Genomic DNA, 15476 nt, shown 5'->3' on the forward strand with positions numbered 1-15476 from the left:
GCAAATGGCGTGGAACGGGTCTGATCGCCCGGTCACGGATTACTGATCTAATCCGCGAATGCCGGATGATAGGCGACCTCGCCCCTTGGCGCGGCACCATCAAACGCCAGCGCCATGAAATATTCCTCCGGCACGCCCGGCAGCACCAGTTCCGGCTGCACCGCGAAACCGAATCGCGGATAATAGGCCGGATCGCCCAGTACCACGCAGCCTGCCGCGCCATCTTCGCGGAGCCGCTGAAGCCCCGCCTCGATCAGCGCCGCGCCGACACCTGCGCCCTGCCGGTCGGGCAGCACGGAAACGGGGCCAAGGCCGAACCAGCCGCGCACTTCGCCATCGATGGCGATTTCGCTGAAGGCGACATGTCCGACCAGCGCCTCGCCCTGCTCGGCCACCAGAGAGATCGCCAGCGCGCCTGCATTGCGCAACTCGTCGATGATCGCGGCTTCGTTGCCGCCCGCATGGGGCGCGGTGCGAAAAGCCTCTGTTGTCAGGCGGGCAATCGCGCCCCGGTCGCTCGCGCGTTCTCCGCGGATGGCGACGGGGGCGTCAGTCATGCGTGGCGGTTCAGGCCGCTTCGTCGTTGACGTCGAGGCCGTAGGCGGTGTGCAGGATGCGAACGGCCAGTTCGGTCTCGTCCTCGTCGATCAGCACCGAGACCTTGATCTCGCTGGTGGAGATCGCCTGGATGTTGATGCCGCGATCGGCCAGCGACTTGAACATGGTCGAGGCGATGCCCGCATGGCTGCGCATGCCCACGCCCACGATCGAGATCTTGGCGACCTTGGGATCGGTGATGATGCGGTTGAAGCCGATGGAGGGCTTGGCTTCCTCCAGCAGTGCCTGCGTGCGCACCAGATCGGCGCTGGGCACGGTAAAGGTCACGTCGGTTTCGCCCTTTTCGCGGCCGACGTTCTGGATGATCATGTCGACGTTGATATTGGCGGCGGCCAGCGGCGTGAACACCGATGCGACCGCGCCGGGGCGGTCGGGCACGCGGGTCAGGATGACCTTGGCTTCGTTCTTGTCGGCGGCAATGCCGGTTACCAGCTGGCTTTCCATGTCGAGTCCTTCAAGCTCTTCGTCGCTGACGATCAATGTTCCGGGGAGGTCGTCCGCAAGCGGTGCGTCATCGTCCACGAAAGAGGACAGCACCTGCACGCGCACCCCTTCCTTCATGGCGAGGCTGACCGAGCGGGTCTGCAATACCTTCGAGCCGACCGAAGCGAGTTCGAGCATTTCCTCGAACGTCACGGCCTTCAGCTTGCGGGCCTTGGCGACGATGCGCGGGTCGGTGGTGTAGACGCCGTCGACATCGGTGTAGATGTCGCAGCGATCGGCCTTTACCGCCGCCGCCACGGCGACCGCGCTGGTGTCGCTGCCGCCACGGCCAAGCGTTGCAACGCGGCCATCATCGGCAATGCCCTGAAAACCGGGGATCACGGCGATTTCGCCCGCCGCCATGCTGTCCATCATCGCCTGCGCGTCGATATCGGTAATGCGCGCCTTCGCATGGGCGGTGTCGGTGTGGATCGGCACCTGCCAGCCCAGCCACGAACGCGCCTTGCAGCCCAAAGCCTGCAGCGTCAGCGCCAGAAGGCCGCTGGTGATCTGTTCACCGGCTGCGACGACCACGTCATATTCGGCCGGATCGTAAAGCGGATTCGCCTCGCGGCAGAAATTGACCAGCCGGTCGGTTTCACCCGCCATGGCCGAAACTACGACCGCCACCTCGTGCCCGGCGGCCTGCTGGCGGCGCACGATATTGGCGACGCGGCGAATGCGCTCTGTCCCCGCCATCGAGGTGCCGCCGAATTTCATCACGATGCGAGCCACTATGCTTCGCCTTTTTGCTGCGGTTTGTCAGGGCCAGCCAAGCGGATGCTGGCTGTTCGGTTGGCGCGCTGTTAAGGGGATCATATGTCCAATGCAACAATATCAGCCGTAACCATCCGGCCCGAAGAAGCCGCCCATTTCGGAAAGCTGGCCGATGAATGGTGGGACCCTGCCGGTTCCTCGGCGATGCTGCACAAGGTCAATCCGGTGCGTCTGGGCTTTATCCGCGATGCCATTGACATGCATTGGGGCGCCGATATCGCCAGCCGCCAGCCGCTTGCGGGCAAGCGCGCGCTGGATGTCGGCTGCGGCGCGGGCCTCTTGTGCGAACCGCTGGCGAGGCTGGGCGCGGATGTGACCGGCGTGGACGCCGCGCCTGAGAATATCGGCGCGGCGCGCGCCCATGCCGATGCGGTGGGCCTGCAGGTCAGCTATCACGACGGGGAACTGGGGACGCTGGTTCCCGGCACCTACGACCTTGTCACCGCAATGGAGGTGCTGGAACATGTCGCCGACAAGCAGGCTTTCATCGGCCAGCTCGCCGACCGACTGGCCGATGGCGGACTGATGATCCTGTCGATGCCGAATCGCACGCTGAAATCGAAGCTACTGCTGGTCGAAGGGGCCGAACGTCTGGGGATGGTGCCGCGCGGCACGCATCACTGGGACGATTTCGTCACTCCGGAAGAGCTGGAAGAACTGCTTCGCGCCGCGGGGCTAGTGATGGGCGAAGTGCGAGGCATCGCCTTCTCCGCCCTGCGCGGGCTGGAGCTTTCGGACGACAGCTCGCTCAATTTCATCACCACCGCCCGGCGGGGCTAAGGCTCAGTCCTCCGCATCGACGGCGCGGCCCATCACGGCGGCCAGCTTCTCGCGCTCTTCATCGCTCAATTCGTCGATTGAACGGGCGGGCGGCAGGTCGGCGGTGGCTTCCTGCATCTGCTCAACGATGCCCGGCATTGCCTTCATCAGCTGGGGCATCATCTCTTGCGTTTTCGACATGAAGGCCGGGTCCATGAAGATGCTGAGCGAGTTGGCTGCATATTTGCGGCCCACCGGCGTGTCGAAAAACGCATTGAGCTGCGCCAGCTCGTCCGCGCTGAAGCGATTGGCATAGGCATCGCCCAGCCCTTCGCGCATGGCGGGCTCCATTTGGGTCATCAGGCCGACCATGTCTTCCATCATGATCCGGATCGAGATTTTCTGACGCTCTTCGTAATGCGGGTCGATGATCGCCATCATCTCGCGCATGGTGCCGGTTTCGATCCCGGCCATCTCCTCGGGCGCGATACCGCCCATGGCGGCCAGATCGCCCATCGGCATATCCATGACCGAGGCCATGATCTGGTCCATCAGCTGTTCGAACGTGCCTTCCATCATGCGGGCATAGGTGCCGTCGGGCAGGATATGCGCAGCGGCCTCGCGCGCCTGCGCCACTGTGGCCGCATCGGGGCCGGCATCGGGCGTGGCTTCCTGCGCGGCGGCAGGCATGGCGATGACTGCCGCGGCGAGCGCGGCAGATGTGATGGCGAATTTCATTTCGGACCCCTTAGAGAACTGTCGGCACCATCGGTGCCACCCAGCCCTCTAGAGGCGAAGTCCTGAAATTGCGTTATTCATGCATAGGCAGGGGGTCGATCAGCCCGCCGCTTCCATATCGGCGCGCTTTACCACCTTATGGCTGTCCTCGTTCTCGCCCAGCTTCCAATAGCTGGAGATGTAGAGGCTCTGCGCGTTCATTTCGCATTCGTCGCGCAGATAATCGCGCATCTCGCGCATGGCGGAAAACTCGCTGGCGGCCCAGCCATAGGTGCCCTCTTCCCAGCCCGCATCGCGCAGTTCGGCGGCAAGCAGGTCGGGTCGGTTGCCCGGTTCGGGATTGACCAGCCAGATGATGTCCATGCCCTCGGGCCGGATCAGGTCCTGAGCGTCATCCGGATCCTGGATCTCGATCAGAACGGTTCCGCGCGCATCGGCGGGCAGGTTTTCCAGATTGACCGAAATGGCGGGAAGCGCGGTCATGTCGCCTGCGACCAGATAGCGGTCGAACCCTTCCGGCAGCGGTTTTGCCGGGCCCGGCCCCCCAACGGTGATCGCAGCGCCGGGCTCGACCTCCATCGCCCAGGTGACGGCGGGGCCTGCCACGCCATGGCTCGCGCCCTTGCCCGCGCCATGCACCACGAAGTCGAGCACGATCTGCCCATCGGCACCGCTGCCGCGCTGTTCGCGGATCGTATAGGTGCGCACGATCGGCTTCTCGCCCTCACCCCCTTCGGACAGGCGCAGCTTTACATAGCCGCCCTGCTGGCCTTCGGGAAAACCTTCCATGCCCGGACCGCCCAGCGTGATGCGGATCATGTTCGGGGTAAGCTGCTCGCGGGCGATGACTTCAAGAGTGCGCGGTTCGGGTCGGGCCATATGCTTCCTGCGTGATTCGTTCTTCAGTTGACTTGCTCAACCGATATAGACCGATCGCCAGATAATTGCGAGGGGTTCGCAAAAACTATTTTAGCGATGCGGTCCATTCGGCCTCGTCGAACCCGACGAGCAGGCCGCCGTCATGCTCCACCACCGGGCGCTTGATCATGGAGGGATTGTCGATCAGCAGCGCCTTGGCCTTGCCCGCGTCGATCCCTTCCTTGTCGGCATCGGGCAGCTTGCGAAACGTGGTGCCGCGCTTGTTCAGGATCGGCTCCCACCCCTTGTCCGCGATCCATGCGGCAAGGTGATCCTCGGGTACGCCCGATTTCTTGTAGTCGTGAAAGACATAGGCGATGTTTTCGCCCTCCAGCCATTTGCGGGCCTTTTTCACCGTGTCGCAGTTGGGGATGCCGTAAAGGGTGGTCATGTCATTCTCTTCATTGCGGGATGATGGGCGTTTGCGCATCGGATTATGCGCCCCATGTGGACTTTTGCGACGAAACCGTCAAAAGCGCGGGCCGCACCGCAGCGATGCAAACGCGGGCGACAAGGAATGAAGCGATGAGCGTGAACAGTTTCGGCCGCATGCTGCGGTTCACCACCTGGGGCGAAAGCCATGGCCCGGCGCTGGGCGCGGTGGTCGACGGTTGCCCGCCGCAGATCGCGCTTTCCGAAGCCGACATCCAGCCCTTCCTCGACGCGCGCCGCCCCGGCACCAGCCGTTTCACGACGCAGCGGCGCGAACCGGACGAGGTGCGCATCCTGTCGGGCGTGTTCGAAGGGCAGACGACGGGCACGCCGATCAGCCTGATGATCGAGAACACCGATCAGCGGTCCAAGGACTACTCCGAGATCGCGAAAAGCTATCGCCCCGGACATGCCGATTACGCCTATGACGCAAAATACGGCCTGCGCGATTATCGCGGCGGCGGCCGGTCGAGCGCGCGCGAAACCGCGGCTCGCGTGGCCGCAGGCGCAGTGGCGCGCAAGGTCATTCCCGGTGTCGCCATACGCGCGTGGGTTTCGGAAATGGGCGGCGATGCGATCGACCCTGCCAATTTCGACGCCTCCATCATTGGCGACAACCCGTTCTTCTGCCCCGACCCGGTCGCGGTCGAACGCTGGAGCGCAAAGCTGGACATCGCGCGCAAGGCCGGGTCCTCGCTGGGCGCGGTCGTCACCTGCGAAGCCACGGGCGTGCCCGCAGGCTGGGGCGCGCCGATCTATGGCAAGCTGGACGCGGACCTTGCCGCCGCGATGATGGGTATCAATGCGGTCAAGGGCATCGAGATCGGCGACGGTTTCGAAGCCGCGCGATTGAGCGGCGAACAGAACGCCGATCCGATGCACCCCGATGCGGATGGCGTTTCGTTCGACGCGAACCACGCCGGCGGCATCGCGGGCGGCATCTCCACTGGCCAGCCGGTGCGCCTGCGCGTCGCGTTCAAGCCGACAAGTTCGATCATGGTCCCCGTCCCCACGGTGAAAAAGACCGGTGACGGCGGATATGAATCGGGGGAAATCGTCACCAAGGGGCGCCACGATCCCTGCGTCGGCCTGCGCGGCGTTCCGGTTGTGGAGGCGATGATGGCGCTGGTGCTGGCGGATCACTTCCTGCTGCACCGCGGCCAGTGCGGTTGAAAATCCGGGATTTCCCCTGCTGCAGCGCCGAAACGGACTGATTTCGCGCCTGATTCATATCAATCGGCGAGCCGTGTTTGTGATCGGCTCATCCGATTAGTTCTGGCTGATTGAATTAATCTATCAAACTTATCGGCTTTCTCCACTTGGGGTTCGCAGGTGCAGCGCCTATCTGTGCATTGCAACGAATTCACCGCCCGATTCACACCGGGCCCAACACGAATGGAGATTTTCCGAATGGGTATCATCGGCAGCACCATCAAGCCGTTCACCGCCACCGCCTTCCAGGAAGGCAAGGACTTCTTTGACGTCAGCGACAGCGACGTGAAGGGCGACTGGGCCGTCTTCTTCTTCTACCCGGCCGACTTCACCTTCGTCTGCCCGACCGAGCTCGAAGACCTTGCCGAGCAGTACGAAACCCTGAAGGGCATGGGCGTCGAAGTGTACGGCGTCTCGACCGACACGCACTTCAGCCACAAGGCATGGCACGACACTTCGGACAAGATCTCGAAGATCAAGTTCCCGATGCTCGGCGACCAGCTCCACACGCTGTCGAACAACTTCGGCGTCCTGCGTGAGGAAATGGGCCTTGCCGACCGCGCGACCTTCGTCGTCGATCCCGATGGCGTGATCCAGATCATGGAAATCACCTGCGAAGGCGTTGGCCGTAACGCCAAGGAACTGGTCCGCAAGATCAAGGCCGCGCAGTATGTGCGCAACAACCCCGGCCAGGTCTGCCCCGCGAAGTGGGAAGAAGGCAGCGAAACGCTGGCTCCCTCGCTCGACCTCGTCGGCAAGATCTGATCAGCCTATTGCCCTCTTCCCTTGAAGGGGCACTGAAAAGCGGAGCGGCCCGGATGGTCCCGCCGTCCGGGCCGCTTTTGCGTCCAGAACAGATGAAAACAGGAGGCCCCCGCCATGCTTGAAGCAACCATGAAACAACAGCTCCAGCAGTATCTTCAGAACCTGCGTGAGCCGATCGAACTCGTCGCCTCGCTCGGCGAGGGCAAGAAGTCCGATGACACGCGCGAACTGCTGACCGAAATCGCCGAGCTTTCCGACAAGGTCACCGCGACCTTTGACGGCGAGGATGATCGCAAGCCCAGCTTTATCATCCGCCGCGCCAGCGATCCCGCCAAATGGGTCCGCTTTGCCGGTATCCCGCTTGGCCATGAATTCACCTCGCTCGTCCTCGCCCTGCTGTGGGCCGGTGGCCACCCGCCCAAGGTGGAAGCCGAGGTGATCGAGCAGATCGAGGCGCTGGAAGGCGATTTCGATTTCGAGATGTATTTCTCGCTGTCGTGCCACAACTGCCCCGATGTCGTGCAGGCGCTGACGCTGATGGCGCTTTACAACCCGCGCGTCACCGCGACCCTGATCGAGGGCGGCACCTATCAGGACGAAGTCGAGGAGCGCGGCGTGATGGCCGTCCCCGCCACCTTCCTGCATGGCGAGATGTTCGCCAGCGGCAAGATGAGCGTGGAAGAAATCCTCGCCAAGATCGATACCGGCGCGACGGCGAAGCAGGCCGAGAAGATCAAGGGCAAGGCCCCGTTCGAGGTCCTCGTCGTCGGTGGCGGCCCGGCTGGCGCTTCGGCTGCGGTCTATACCGCGCGCAAGGGCTTCTCGACCGGCATCGCGGCAGAGCGTTTCGGCGGGCAGGTCCTCGACACCATGGGGATCGAGAACTTCATCTCCGTCCCCTATACCGAAGGGCCGAAGCTGGCGGCCGCTCTGGAAAGCCATGTCGGCGAATATGACATCGACGTCATGAACCTGCAGAATGCGGCGAAGCTGATCCCGGCGAAACAGGCGGGCGGCATGCATGAAGTCGTGCTGGAAAACGGCGCTTCGCTGAAGGCGCGCAGCCTGATCCTGACCACTGGCGCACGCTGGCGTAACCTCGGCGTGCCCGGCGAGATGGAGTACCGGAACAAGGGCGTGGCCTATTGCCCGCACTGCGACGGCCCGCTGTTCAAGGGCAAGCATGTCGCGGTCATCGGCGGCGGCAATTCGGGCGTGGAAGCCGCGATCGACCTTGCCAATATCGTCGGCCATGTCACGCTGATCGAGTTCGACAGCAAGCTGCGCGCCGACCAGGTGCTGCAGGACAAGCTGCGCTCGATGAAGAATGTCGACATCATCACCTCTGCCGCGACCACGGAAATCCATGGCGATGGCGAGCGTGTGAGCGCGCTGGAATACAAGAACCGCGAGACGGACGAGACGCGCAAGGTCGAACTGCAGGGCGTGTTCGTGCAGATCGGTCTCGTGCCCAACACCGAATGGCTCAAAGATTCGGGCCTCGAACTGTCGAAGCACGGCGAGATCGTGACCGACGCCAAGGCCGCGACCAATCTGCCGGGCGTGTTTGCCGCAGGCGATGCGACCAATGTGCCCTATAAGCAGATCATCATCTCGATGGGTCAGGGCGCAACGGCTGGGCTTTCGGCCTTCGATTACCTGATCCGCACCGAACCTGCGGACGAGATCGCACAGGCCGCGCAGGAGCCGCAGCCGGCGTAACAAGACATCGAAGTCTGTGAGGAAGGGCGGCCCTGCCATGCGGGGTCGCCCTTTTTCTATCTGGGCCGCCGAAGGATCAGATAGAGCGCCCCGCGCCCGCCATGCCGGGGATGCGCGCCGCGCACCGCCGCGATGCGCGAGGCATGCGGCCCCGCCGCGATCCAGTCCAATAGCTTCGCCCGGATCGCGCCGCGCCTTTCGGCCCTGTCCGCCGCGTGCACCGGGCGCGGCTTGCCCGCCACCACCAGCAATACGCGCGCCCCCTGCGCGATGGCCTGCGACAGGCCCGCATCCAGCCGGCGATATGCCGCGTCAAGACCGTGGCCGTGCAGGTCCAGCGTGAAATCGGGTTCGACCGTGCCGCGCGTAAGCTTCTTGTCCCAGCCCCGATCCAGACCGCCGCCACTTTCCGCCAGTACCGGGGCGGGCGGCGGAGCGACGGGGCGCTGGACCCGTGGCTGCTTCATCCGGCGCGGCTGCTTTTGCGGGGGTGAAGGCGGCGGCGCGACGGGGGCCTTTGGGGTATCGGGCCGCTTGCGCCCAGCCATGGGCGTGACGGTAGAGGCTAGATGCGCCCAGGCGCGGCGCTCCTCCTCGCTCAGTTCACGCGGCCCCCTCCTCCGGCTCATGGCGCGGATTGCAGGCGCGCGGCGGCGGTCAGGGGCAATAGCAGGGTGATATGCGCATCGCTCGACATGCCGCCCGCGATGGCTTTCGCGGTTTCGCCTGCACCCCAGAACGTATCCAGCCGGTTCGCGCCCTTGATCGCGCCGCCGGTGTCCTGCGCGATCCAGATGCCATCGGCTTCGTCACGATCGGCATTAATCAGCACCGGCGCACCCAGAGGCACGAATTTGGGATCGGCGGCGACGCTGGCATGGCCGCGCACCGGCACGCCCAATGCGCCCAGCGGGCCATCACCGGTCAGCTCGCGGAAGAATACCCAGCTCTTGTTCGCGTCCATGACCTCCTTCGCCTCATCGGGATTGGCGCGCAGCCAGTCGACGATGCCCTGCATGGTCGCCTCCCCCGGTGCGAAGACGCCGCGTTCGCGCAAGATCCGGCCGATGGCGACATATTCGCGCCCGTTCTGCCCGTCATAGCCGATGCGCGTGACCGTGCCGTCGGGCGCGCGCAGCTGGCCCGAACCCTGTATCTGCAGGAAGAAGAAGTCGATCGGATCCTTGGCCCAGGCGATGACCGGGGCCTTCCCCTCGATCGCGCCCGCCTCGATCTCGGACCGTTCGTAATAATAGGTGAAGCCGCCATCCTCGGTCACGCGGCCCAGCGGGGCACGGCCCTCGCCATTGTAGTCGGGCTGGCGGACCAGATCGCCTGGCATGCCATAAACCGGCACGTCGAATCCCTCGGCCCTGACTTTCACGCCCGCGATCTGCGGTTCGAAATAGCCAGTGAGGAAGCCTTCGCCGCCCTCCACCAGAACAGGCGTGAAATAGCCGGAGAAGAAATCGCGCGCCTTGGCGGCAGGCCAGATCGCGGCGGCATCGCAGGCAAGCTTCCAGTCGGCGGCCTGCGTCAGGGCGCTTGCATCGGTGCGGGTCAGCAGTTTCGGGCAGCTCTCGACAAAGCTTGCCAGAGCGGCGGCGGCATCGGTGGGCGGCAGTGCGGCAGGGTTGAGCGCAGGCGCAATGGCAACCCCGGCTTCCAGCGCATTGGTCGGTTCAGGAGGTGGGGCAGGCTCCGGCGGCGGCGCGCAGGATGCAACGGCGACCCCGGTGGCCATGGCGACCAGCAGACGCGCGCGCAGATGGAGGAAGGGCACGGGTACTCTCCCCCCGGTATGCGGGATCAGCCTTCGTCGGTTTCGTCGAGCAGCCAGTCGGGGCGCATCGCGGTGACCTTGCGGCTGAAAGTCCAGACATCGCGCGACTGCACCGCATCGTCCAGCGAGCCGGCGATCATATTGCCGTCCTTGTCCTTGGTCAGGGCAGCGATGTCGGCGACGAAGCGCACGGTGATGCGCGCCATCGGCGACTCGAAGTCGGCGCCGACGATCTCGGCTTCCTCGATACGGATCAGGCGGTTGTGATTGGTCTCACCCGCTGCCTCGCGCGCGTCGATGGCCGAAGCGAAGCTGGCATAGACGTCATCGTCGCACAGCTCGTTCAATGTCTCGCGGTCGCCCTTCCAGAACGCTTCGAGGATCATGCCGTAAGCAGCCTTTGACCCCTCGATAAAGGCAAAGGGAGAAAAGCGACGGTCGGCCTGCGCGATTTCGCGCACGGCGGCCTGCGCGCCGACGGGAATATTGGCAAGCGCACGTTCCAGACCCGGAACCGATCGTTCGCCCGGCTGTCCGCTGGCATCGCCGGTTTCGGCGCGCGGCGATTGCGGCGCCTCGGGCGAATGCGACATGCGGCCCAGCATCTCCTCCTCATGCTCGGCCCGGCGGCCAAGGACGGAATAGAGGCGCAGCCCCAGAAAGGCGGCGATCATGGCGAGGATTACGATTTCGACGATCACGAGTGATCCATCCGTAGTCTAGTATGAAACCGGATGATTCCGGCGAAAAAGCGAACGTGCCTGAAATAGGAACGAAACACAAATATACAAACGGGGTGAACATCCCGTGACCATGGCAATCCGCCGAAAGCCGTGTTGTTCCCGCCCAACGGGCAGAGCTGCGCACCCCCGCTGTTGCCCATGCGTGCGCGCGGTGCTACGCGCCGCAGCCATGTGGCGGCTTGCCGCAAATTCCGGTTTCTCAGACACGAAAGAGCATCATGGCCGACGAAGGCAACATCCTCACCGACCTTGGCAATGGACCTGCTGGCGGCGCGGGCGACCCGCATGCGGGCAATGGCGCGGACACTTCCCCCGCGATCGGTCTTATTTCCCAGTACGTTAAGGACTTTTCGGTCGAGAACCCGAATTCGCCCAAGAGCTATCAGTGGACCGACCAGCACGAGCTGGATGTCCAGTTCAACATCAATGCCACCGGCATCGACGAGGAAGTGAGCGAGGTCGCGCTGAAGGTCGTGATCACGTCCAAGACGGCGCAGGGCACGGTCTATATCATCGAGCTCACCTATTGCGGCCTCATCGGCATGCGCAACGTGCCCGAAGCACAGGGCCACGCCTTCCTCTATGCCGAGGCACCGCGCATCCTGTTCCCCTTCGTGCGCCGAATCGTTTCGGACGCCGTGCGCGATGCGGGCTATCCGCCGCTGCTGCTCGATCCGATCGATTTCGCAGGGCTCTACCAGCAGCAGATGGAACAGCGCCGCCAGCAGCAGGCCGCCGCCGGCCAGCCGATGGGCGAAGCCTGATCCCACGCACTGACGGGCCGGGCACATGAGCCTCGTCAAGAACGTCGGCACGATCGGCGGGCTGACCGCATTGTCGCGCGTGTTCGGATTCGCGCGCGACATGCTGCTCGCCCGCGTGCTGGGTGCAGGCGCGGCCGCTGACGCGTTCCAGCTCGCCTTCATCCTGCCCAACACCTTCCGCCGCCTGTTTGCCGAAGGCGCGTTTTCGGTCGCTTTTGTCCCGATGTATTCGCGCCGCCTCCATTCGGATGAAGGCGAGGAGGCGGCGAACCGTTTTGCCAATGACACGCTGGCCGTGTTCGTCTGGGTGCTTCTGGGTTTTTCCGCGCTTGCCATGCTGGCGATGCCGGGGATCGTGTGGCTGCTGGCCCGCGAATACCAGGAGGTGCCGGGGAAGTTCGAACTGGCGGTGACGCTTTCGACCATCACCTTTCCCTATCTTGGCCTCGTCAGCCTTGTCGCAATGCTGTCGGGGCTCTTGAACGCGCGGTCGAAATTCGCGCCCGGCGCGTTCGTGCCGGTTCTCCTCAATATCGTGCTGATCACCGGATTGGGCGCTGGGTTCTATATCGGCCACACCGGGGGGAGCGAGGCGGCGATCGCCACCGCGCTGGCCATTTCGGTTCCGGCGGCAGGCGTTGCGCAGCTGTCCTATATGGCCTGGGCCGTTCGCAAGGCGGGGGTTCATCTGCGCATCACCCGCCCGCGTTTCACGCCCGAGGTCAAGCGGCTGGGCATGCTGATCCTGCCCGCCACCTTTGGCGCGGGGATCTATCAGATCAGCCAGTTCGTCGACACGTTTTTCGCGACCAGCCTGCCGCAGGGATCGCTGACGCTGCTGAAGCTGGCGGACCGGCTGAACCAGATGCCGCTGGGCATTGTCGGCATTGCGCTGGGCACCGCGATCCTGCCGATGCTGGCGCGCCATATCCAGACCGGCGACACTCGTGAAGCGCAGCGCCTGCAGGCCAATGCGGTGGAGATGGCGACCCTGCTCACCCTGCCCGCCGCCGCGGCGCTGGCGATCTGCGCGCCTGCGTTCACCACCGCTTTTTTCGTCGGCGGCAAGATGACCGCAACCGATGGCCTCATCATGGGCCAGATCGTCATGGCGCTGGTCGCGGGGCTTCCCGCCTATGTGCTGGTCAAGGTGTTTCAGCCCGCCTTCTTCAGCCGGGAGGATACCAAGACCCCGGTCTGGATCGCGGGCGGTGCGCTGATCGTGAATATCGCGATCAATTTCTATGTCGTGCCGCGTTACGGCATCGTCGGGCTGGCAGGCGCGACGGCGTTCACCTCGACGCTCAACGTGCTGACGCTCTACACCATCTTGCAGGCGCGGGGCTGGTTCCATTTCACGTGGAAGCTGGCGGGCCGGATCGGGCGGCAGATCATCGCCAGCGCGGCGATGGGCGCGGTGCTCTGGCTGCTGGTGCCGCTGATGGCGGATCGCTATGGCGCCAGCGTCGTCGAACGGGTCTGGTCGCTGGCCGTGCTGGTGGGCGCAGGGGCCATCGTGTTCTTTGCGGTCGCGTGGATCATCGGCGCTATCGACAAGGACCTCATCGCGCAGCTACGGCGCAAGCGGGCGGCGAAAACCGCCAGACCTTCCGAATAAGGCCAAAGAGGCAGCATTCATGCGTATCGTTTCGGGCATCCAGCCCACCGGCAATCTCCACCTCGGCAATTACCTCGGCGCGATCCGCAACTGGGTGCGCCTGCAGGAACAGGTGACGGCAGAGGGCGGCGAATGCTTCTTCTTCATCGCCGATCTGCACGCGATCTCGATGCCGCATGATGCATCGCAGCTGGCCGGTGCCACGCGTGAGATTGCCGCCGCCGTCATTGCCTGCGGCGTGGACGCGAACAAGTCCGCCGTCTTCAACCAGGCGCAAGTGCCCGCGCATGCAGAGCTGCAATGGCTTTTGAACGGCACCGCCCGCATGGGCTGGATGAACCGCATGACCCAATTCAAGGACAAGTCGGGCAAGAACCGCGAAGGGGCAAGCGTCGCGCTGTTTACCTATCCGGTGCTGCAGGCTGCCGACGTGCTGTTGTATCAGGCGACGCATGTTCCGGTGGGCGAGGACCAGAAGCAGCATCTGGAGCTGGCCCGCGACATCGCGCAAAAGTTCAACAATGACTTCGCTTCTGAAGAAGATCCGGTCTTTACCCTGCCCGACCCGATGATCCCGCCCGAAGCGGCGCGGATCATGAGCCTGCGCGACGGCACGGCCAAGATGAGCAAATCCGATCCTTCGGAAATGAGCCGGATCAATCTGAACGACGATCCCGATACCATGCTGAAAAAGATCAAGAAGGCGAAGACCGACCCCGAACCGCTGCCGTCTGAGGCCAAGGGGCTGGAAGGCCGTCCCGAGGCGCTGAACCTCGTTTCGATCTACGCCTCGGTCGCGGAGAAATCGGTCGCCGACGTGCTGGCCGAATTCGGCGGCGAGGGTTTCGGCAAGTTCAAGCCGGCGCTGGCCGAATTGCTGGTGGAGCATCTGCGCCCCATCTCCGAACGCTTCAACGAGTTGAAGAAAGACGAAGAGCAGATCGACGCGATTCTTGCCCGAGGGGCCTTCCGTGCCCGCGAAGCAGCCGCACCGACGCTGGCGAATGCTTATAGTGCATTGGGGCTATTGCGCTAAGTTAATGGAATGCCACGGGAAAGGCGCGGGGCTGTTACAAACATTCAACTGACATTCAGCCCCGAATCGCTACAAGATGTGCAATATCTGCGGCGTTTCGCGTTGTTTCTGTCAGCCTGTTATCAGCTTTGACGATCAGTCTGCCGCGAACGTCCAAGCGATTTTTCGGAGGCTTCGTCCATGAATTCCCGCTGGTCCCCCAAGTCCGTCACGCGATGGGCCAAGCTGATTGCCGCGCCGCTGCTGATCGCGGGCGTCGCCGCCTGCGCCACGCCGTTTCAGGCCGATGTCTCGCGCTTTCAGGCGCAGCTTCCCGCGCCTGACGGCAAGACTTTCGCCGTCGTCGCCGACGATCCGGCGCTGACGGGCGGTCTCGAATTCGCGACCTACGCCGATTATGTCGAGGAAGAGATGGCAGGGCTGGGCTATACGCAGGCTTCGCCCGAAACCGCCGACCTGCTGGTGCGCTTCGACTATGGTGTCGACGATGGCCGCGAAAAGATCTTCACCTCGGCCTTCTCTCGCGATCCGTTCTATGATCCGTGGTATCGCGGCTATTACGGTCGCCGCTTCTATCGCAGCTCGGCATGGGGTTATGGCTGGTACGATCCGTTCTTCAGCCGCGGCCCGGATATCGACAGCGTAACCGTCTATACCAGCGGCATCGACCTCAAGATCGACCGCCGCGCCACGGGTGAACGGCTGTTCGAAGGCAAGGCCGAAGCGGTCTCGCGCTCCAATCGCCTGCAATATCTCGTGCCGAATCTCGTCGATGCGATGTTCACCGATTTCCCGGGCAATTCGGGTGAGACGCTGCGCATTTCCATCGCACCGGAAGATCGCGCGAAAAAAGTGAAACGCGTCGACTGATCAGACGTTGAAGTTTTGAAGCGCGCCGTCTCAGGGGCGGTGCGTTTCCCCGCAGGGGCGGGCTCCATTGCAGAGGCCACACCCGTTCCTGTTCCTGCCCGGCCGTTGAGATATTTTGCCCTGTCCCCCTTGGGCGATCGGATCATTGAGGGACGGTCGGGCTTTTTTGAAAAACATAAGTGAAAAGACCCGGCAGGCCTTGTGCTTGCCGGGTCTTTTCATCTTCGCGTCAGGAATG

The 15476-nt window shown here is 63.8% G+C and carries 16 protein-coding genes; 8 read left to right on the plus strand and 8 right to left on the minus strand.

Features of this window, described 5'->3' with window-relative positions; translation table 11 throughout:
• Positions 1-47 precede the first annotated feature (47 nt).
• Both A9D13_RS10240 and A9D13_RS10245 read right to left on the minus strand, forming a co-directional pair.
• Complete coding sequence (locus A9D13_RS10240; protein WP_066773060.1) at positions 48-557, minus strand: GNAT family N-acetyltransferase; 510 nt, start codon at positions 555-557, stop codon at positions 48-50.
• A 10-nt stretch (positions 558-567) separates the two neighbouring features.
• A complete protein-coding gene (locus tag A9D13_RS10245) occupies positions 568-1836 on the minus strand; it encodes an aspartate kinase (protein ID WP_066773063.1) in 1269 nt (422 codons plus the stop codon).
• An 84-nt stretch (positions 1837-1920) separates the two neighbouring features.
• Between A9D13_RS10245 and ubiG the strand changes: the two genes are divergently transcribed.
• On the plus strand, positions 1921-2658 hold the full coding sequence (ubiG, locus tag A9D13_RS10250; RefSeq protein WP_066773065.1) for a bifunctional 2-polyprenyl-6-hydroxyphenol methylase/3-demethylubiquinol 3-O-methyltransferase UbiG: 738 nt from the start codon (positions 1921-1923) through the stop codon (positions 2656-2658).
• 3 nt (positions 2659-2661) lie between these two features.
• On the opposite strand, the gene A9D13_RS10255 is transcribed toward ubiG, so the two are convergent.
• The 3 genes from A9D13_RS10255 to A9D13_RS10265 all read right to left on the minus strand — a co-directional run bounded on the left by A9D13_RS10255 (position 2662) and on the right by A9D13_RS10265 (position 4684).
• Positions 2662-3375 carry a DUF2059 domain-containing protein gene (locus tag A9D13_RS10255; RefSeq protein WP_066773067.1) on the minus strand — a complete coding sequence of 238 codons (714 nt, stop codon included), beginning with the start codon at positions 3373-3375 and terminating at the stop codon, positions 2662-2664.
• A gap of 99 nt (positions 3376-3474) precedes the next feature.
• On the minus strand, positions 3475-4254 hold the full coding sequence (locus tag A9D13_RS10260; RefSeq protein ID WP_066773069.1) for a siderophore-interacting protein: 780 nt from the start codon (positions 4252-4254) through the stop codon (positions 3475-3477).
• 85 nt (positions 4255-4339) lie between these two features.
• On the minus strand, positions 4340-4684 hold the full coding sequence (locus A9D13_RS10265; protein ID WP_066774000.1) for an ArsC family reductase: 345 nt from the start codon (positions 4682-4684) through the stop codon (positions 4340-4342).
• Between the two features lie 134 nt (positions 4685-4818).
• Here A9D13_RS10265 and aroC point away from each other — a divergent pair, with 134 nt between their 5' ends.
• The 3 genes from aroC (at position 4819) to ahpF (ending at position 8424) form a co-directional block, all read left to right on the plus strand.
• Positions 4819-5898 carry a chorismate synthase gene (gene aroC / locus A9D13_RS10270; protein WP_066774001.1) on the plus strand — a complete coding sequence of 360 codons (1080 nt, stop codon included), beginning with the start codon at positions 4819-4821 and terminating at the stop codon, positions 5896-5898.
• A 237-nt stretch (positions 5899-6135) separates the two neighbouring features.
• Entirely contained in the window at positions 6136-6702 is a 567-nt protein-coding gene (ahpC, locus tag A9D13_RS10275; protein WP_066774002.1) for an alkyl hydroperoxide reductase subunit C, read from the plus strand.
• 114 nt (positions 6703-6816) lie between these two features.
• The gene (ahpF, locus tag A9D13_RS10280; RefSeq protein WP_066773071.1) at positions 6817-8424 is read left to right on the plus strand and encodes an alkyl hydroperoxide reductase subunit F; all 1608 of its coding nucleotides are present in this window, start codon (positions 6817-6819) and stop codon (positions 8422-8424) included.
• A gap of 56 nt (positions 8425-8480) precedes the next feature.
• Here ahpF and A9D13_RS10285 read toward each other — a convergent pair whose 3' ends face one another.
• The 3 genes from A9D13_RS10285 to A9D13_RS10295 are packed head-to-tail and all read right to left on the minus strand — an operon-like array spanning position 8481 to position 10908.
• The gene (locus A9D13_RS10285; protein ID WP_066773073.1) at positions 8481-9053 is read right to left on the minus strand and encodes a Smr/MutS family protein; all 573 of its coding nucleotides are present in this window, start codon (positions 9051-9053) and stop codon (positions 8481-8483) included.
• Positions 9050-10207: a murein transglycosylase A gene (mltA, locus tag A9D13_RS10290; RefSeq protein WP_229665232.1), complete on the minus strand. Its 1158-nt coding sequence runs from the start codon at positions 10205-10207 to the stop codon at positions 9050-9052. Before mltA ends, A9D13_RS10285 begins: the two co-directional genes overlap by 4 nt.
• 26 nt (positions 10208-10233) lie before the next feature.
• The gene (locus A9D13_RS10295; protein ID WP_066773075.1) at positions 10234-10908 is read right to left on the minus strand and encodes a Tim44/TimA family putative adaptor protein; all 675 of its coding nucleotides are present in this window, start codon (positions 10906-10908) and stop codon (positions 10234-10236) included.
• Between the two features lie 260 nt (positions 10909-11168).
• Here A9D13_RS10295 and secB point away from each other — a divergent pair, with 260 nt between their 5' ends.
• The 4 genes from secB to A9D13_RS10315 all read left to right on the plus strand — a co-directional run bounded on the left by secB (position 11169) and on the right by A9D13_RS10315 (position 15238).
• Positions 11169-11714, plus strand: a complete 546-nt coding sequence (gene secB, locus A9D13_RS10300; protein ID WP_066773076.1) for a protein-export chaperone SecB — start codon at positions 11169-11171, stop codon at positions 11712-11714.
• A gap of 25 nt (positions 11715-11739) precedes the next feature.
• Positions 11740-13332, plus strand: a complete 1593-nt coding sequence (gene murJ / locus A9D13_RS10305) for a murein biosynthesis integral membrane protein MurJ (protein WP_066773077.1) — start codon at positions 11740-11742, stop codon at positions 13330-13332.
• Positions 13333-13351: 19 nt separating this feature from the next.
• Positions 13352-14368, plus strand: coding sequence for a tryptophan--tRNA ligase (trpS, locus tag A9D13_RS10310; protein WP_066773078.1), 1017 nt, complete (start codon positions 13352-13354; stop codon positions 14366-14368).
• 180 nt (positions 14369-14548) lie between these two features.
• Positions 14549-15238, plus strand: a complete 690-nt coding sequence (locus tag A9D13_RS10315) for a DUF4136 domain-containing protein (protein ID WP_066773079.1) — start codon at positions 14549-14551, stop codon at positions 15236-15238.
• Positions 15239-15476 lie beyond the last annotated feature (238 nt).

Origin of the sequence: Croceicoccus mobilis (assembly GCF_001661965.1) — a bacterium.
Lineage (GTDB): Bacteria > Pseudomonadota > Alphaproteobacteria > Sphingomonadales > Sphingomonadaceae > Croceicoccus > Croceicoccus mobilis.

What these genes read in the sequence shown, in the direction of transcription:
- A9D13_RS10240 (WP_066773060.1), bottom strand. Translation starts at nt 557, where the DNA reads ATGACTGACGCCCCCGTCGCCATCCGCGGAGAACGCGCGAGCGACCGG.
- ubiG (WP_066773065.1), top strand. Translation starts at nt 1,921, where the DNA reads ATGTCCAATGCAACAATATCAGCCGTAACCATCCGGCCCGAAGAAGCC.
- A9D13_RS10255 (WP_066773067.1), bottom strand. Translation starts at nt 3,375, where the DNA reads ATGAAATTCGCCATCACATCTGCCGCGCTCGCCGCGGCAGTCATCGCC.
- A9D13_RS10260 (WP_066773069.1), bottom strand. Translation starts at nt 4,254, where the DNA reads ATGGCCCGACCCGAACCGCGCACTCTTGAAGTCATCGCCCGCGAGCAG.
- A9D13_RS10265 (WP_066774000.1), bottom strand. Translation starts at nt 4,684, where the DNA reads ATGACCACCCTTTACGGCATCCCCAACTGCGACACGGTGAAAAAGGCC.
- aroC (WP_066774001.1), top strand. Translation starts at nt 4,819, where the DNA reads ATGAGCGTGAACAGTTTCGGCCGCATGCTGCGGTTCACCACCTGGGGC.
- ahpC (WP_066774002.1), top strand. Translation starts at nt 6,136, where the DNA reads ATGGGTATCATCGGCAGCACCATCAAGCCGTTCACCGCCACCGCCTTC.
- ahpF (WP_066773071.1), top strand. Translation starts at nt 6,817, where the DNA reads ATGCTTGAAGCAACCATGAAACAACAGCTCCAGCAGTATCTTCAGAAC.
- A9D13_RS10285 (WP_066773073.1), bottom strand. Translation starts at nt 9,053, where the DNA reads ATGAGCCGGAGGAGGGGGCCGCGTGAACTGAGCGAGGAGGAGCGCCGC.
- secB (WP_066773076.1), top strand. Translation starts at nt 11,169, where the DNA reads ATGGCCGACGAAGGCAACATCCTCACCGACCTTGGCAATGGACCTGCT.
- murJ (WP_066773077.1), top strand. Translation starts at nt 11,740, where the DNA reads ATGAGCCTCGTCAAGAACGTCGGCACGATCGGCGGGCTGACCGCATTG.
- trpS (WP_066773078.1), top strand. Translation starts at nt 13,352, where the DNA reads ATGCGTATCGTTTCGGGCATCCAGCCCACCGGCAATCTCCACCTCGGC.
- A9D13_RS10315 (WP_066773079.1), top strand. Translation starts at nt 14,549, where the DNA reads ATGAATTCCCGCTGGTCCCCCAAGTCCGTCACGCGATGGGCCAAGCTG.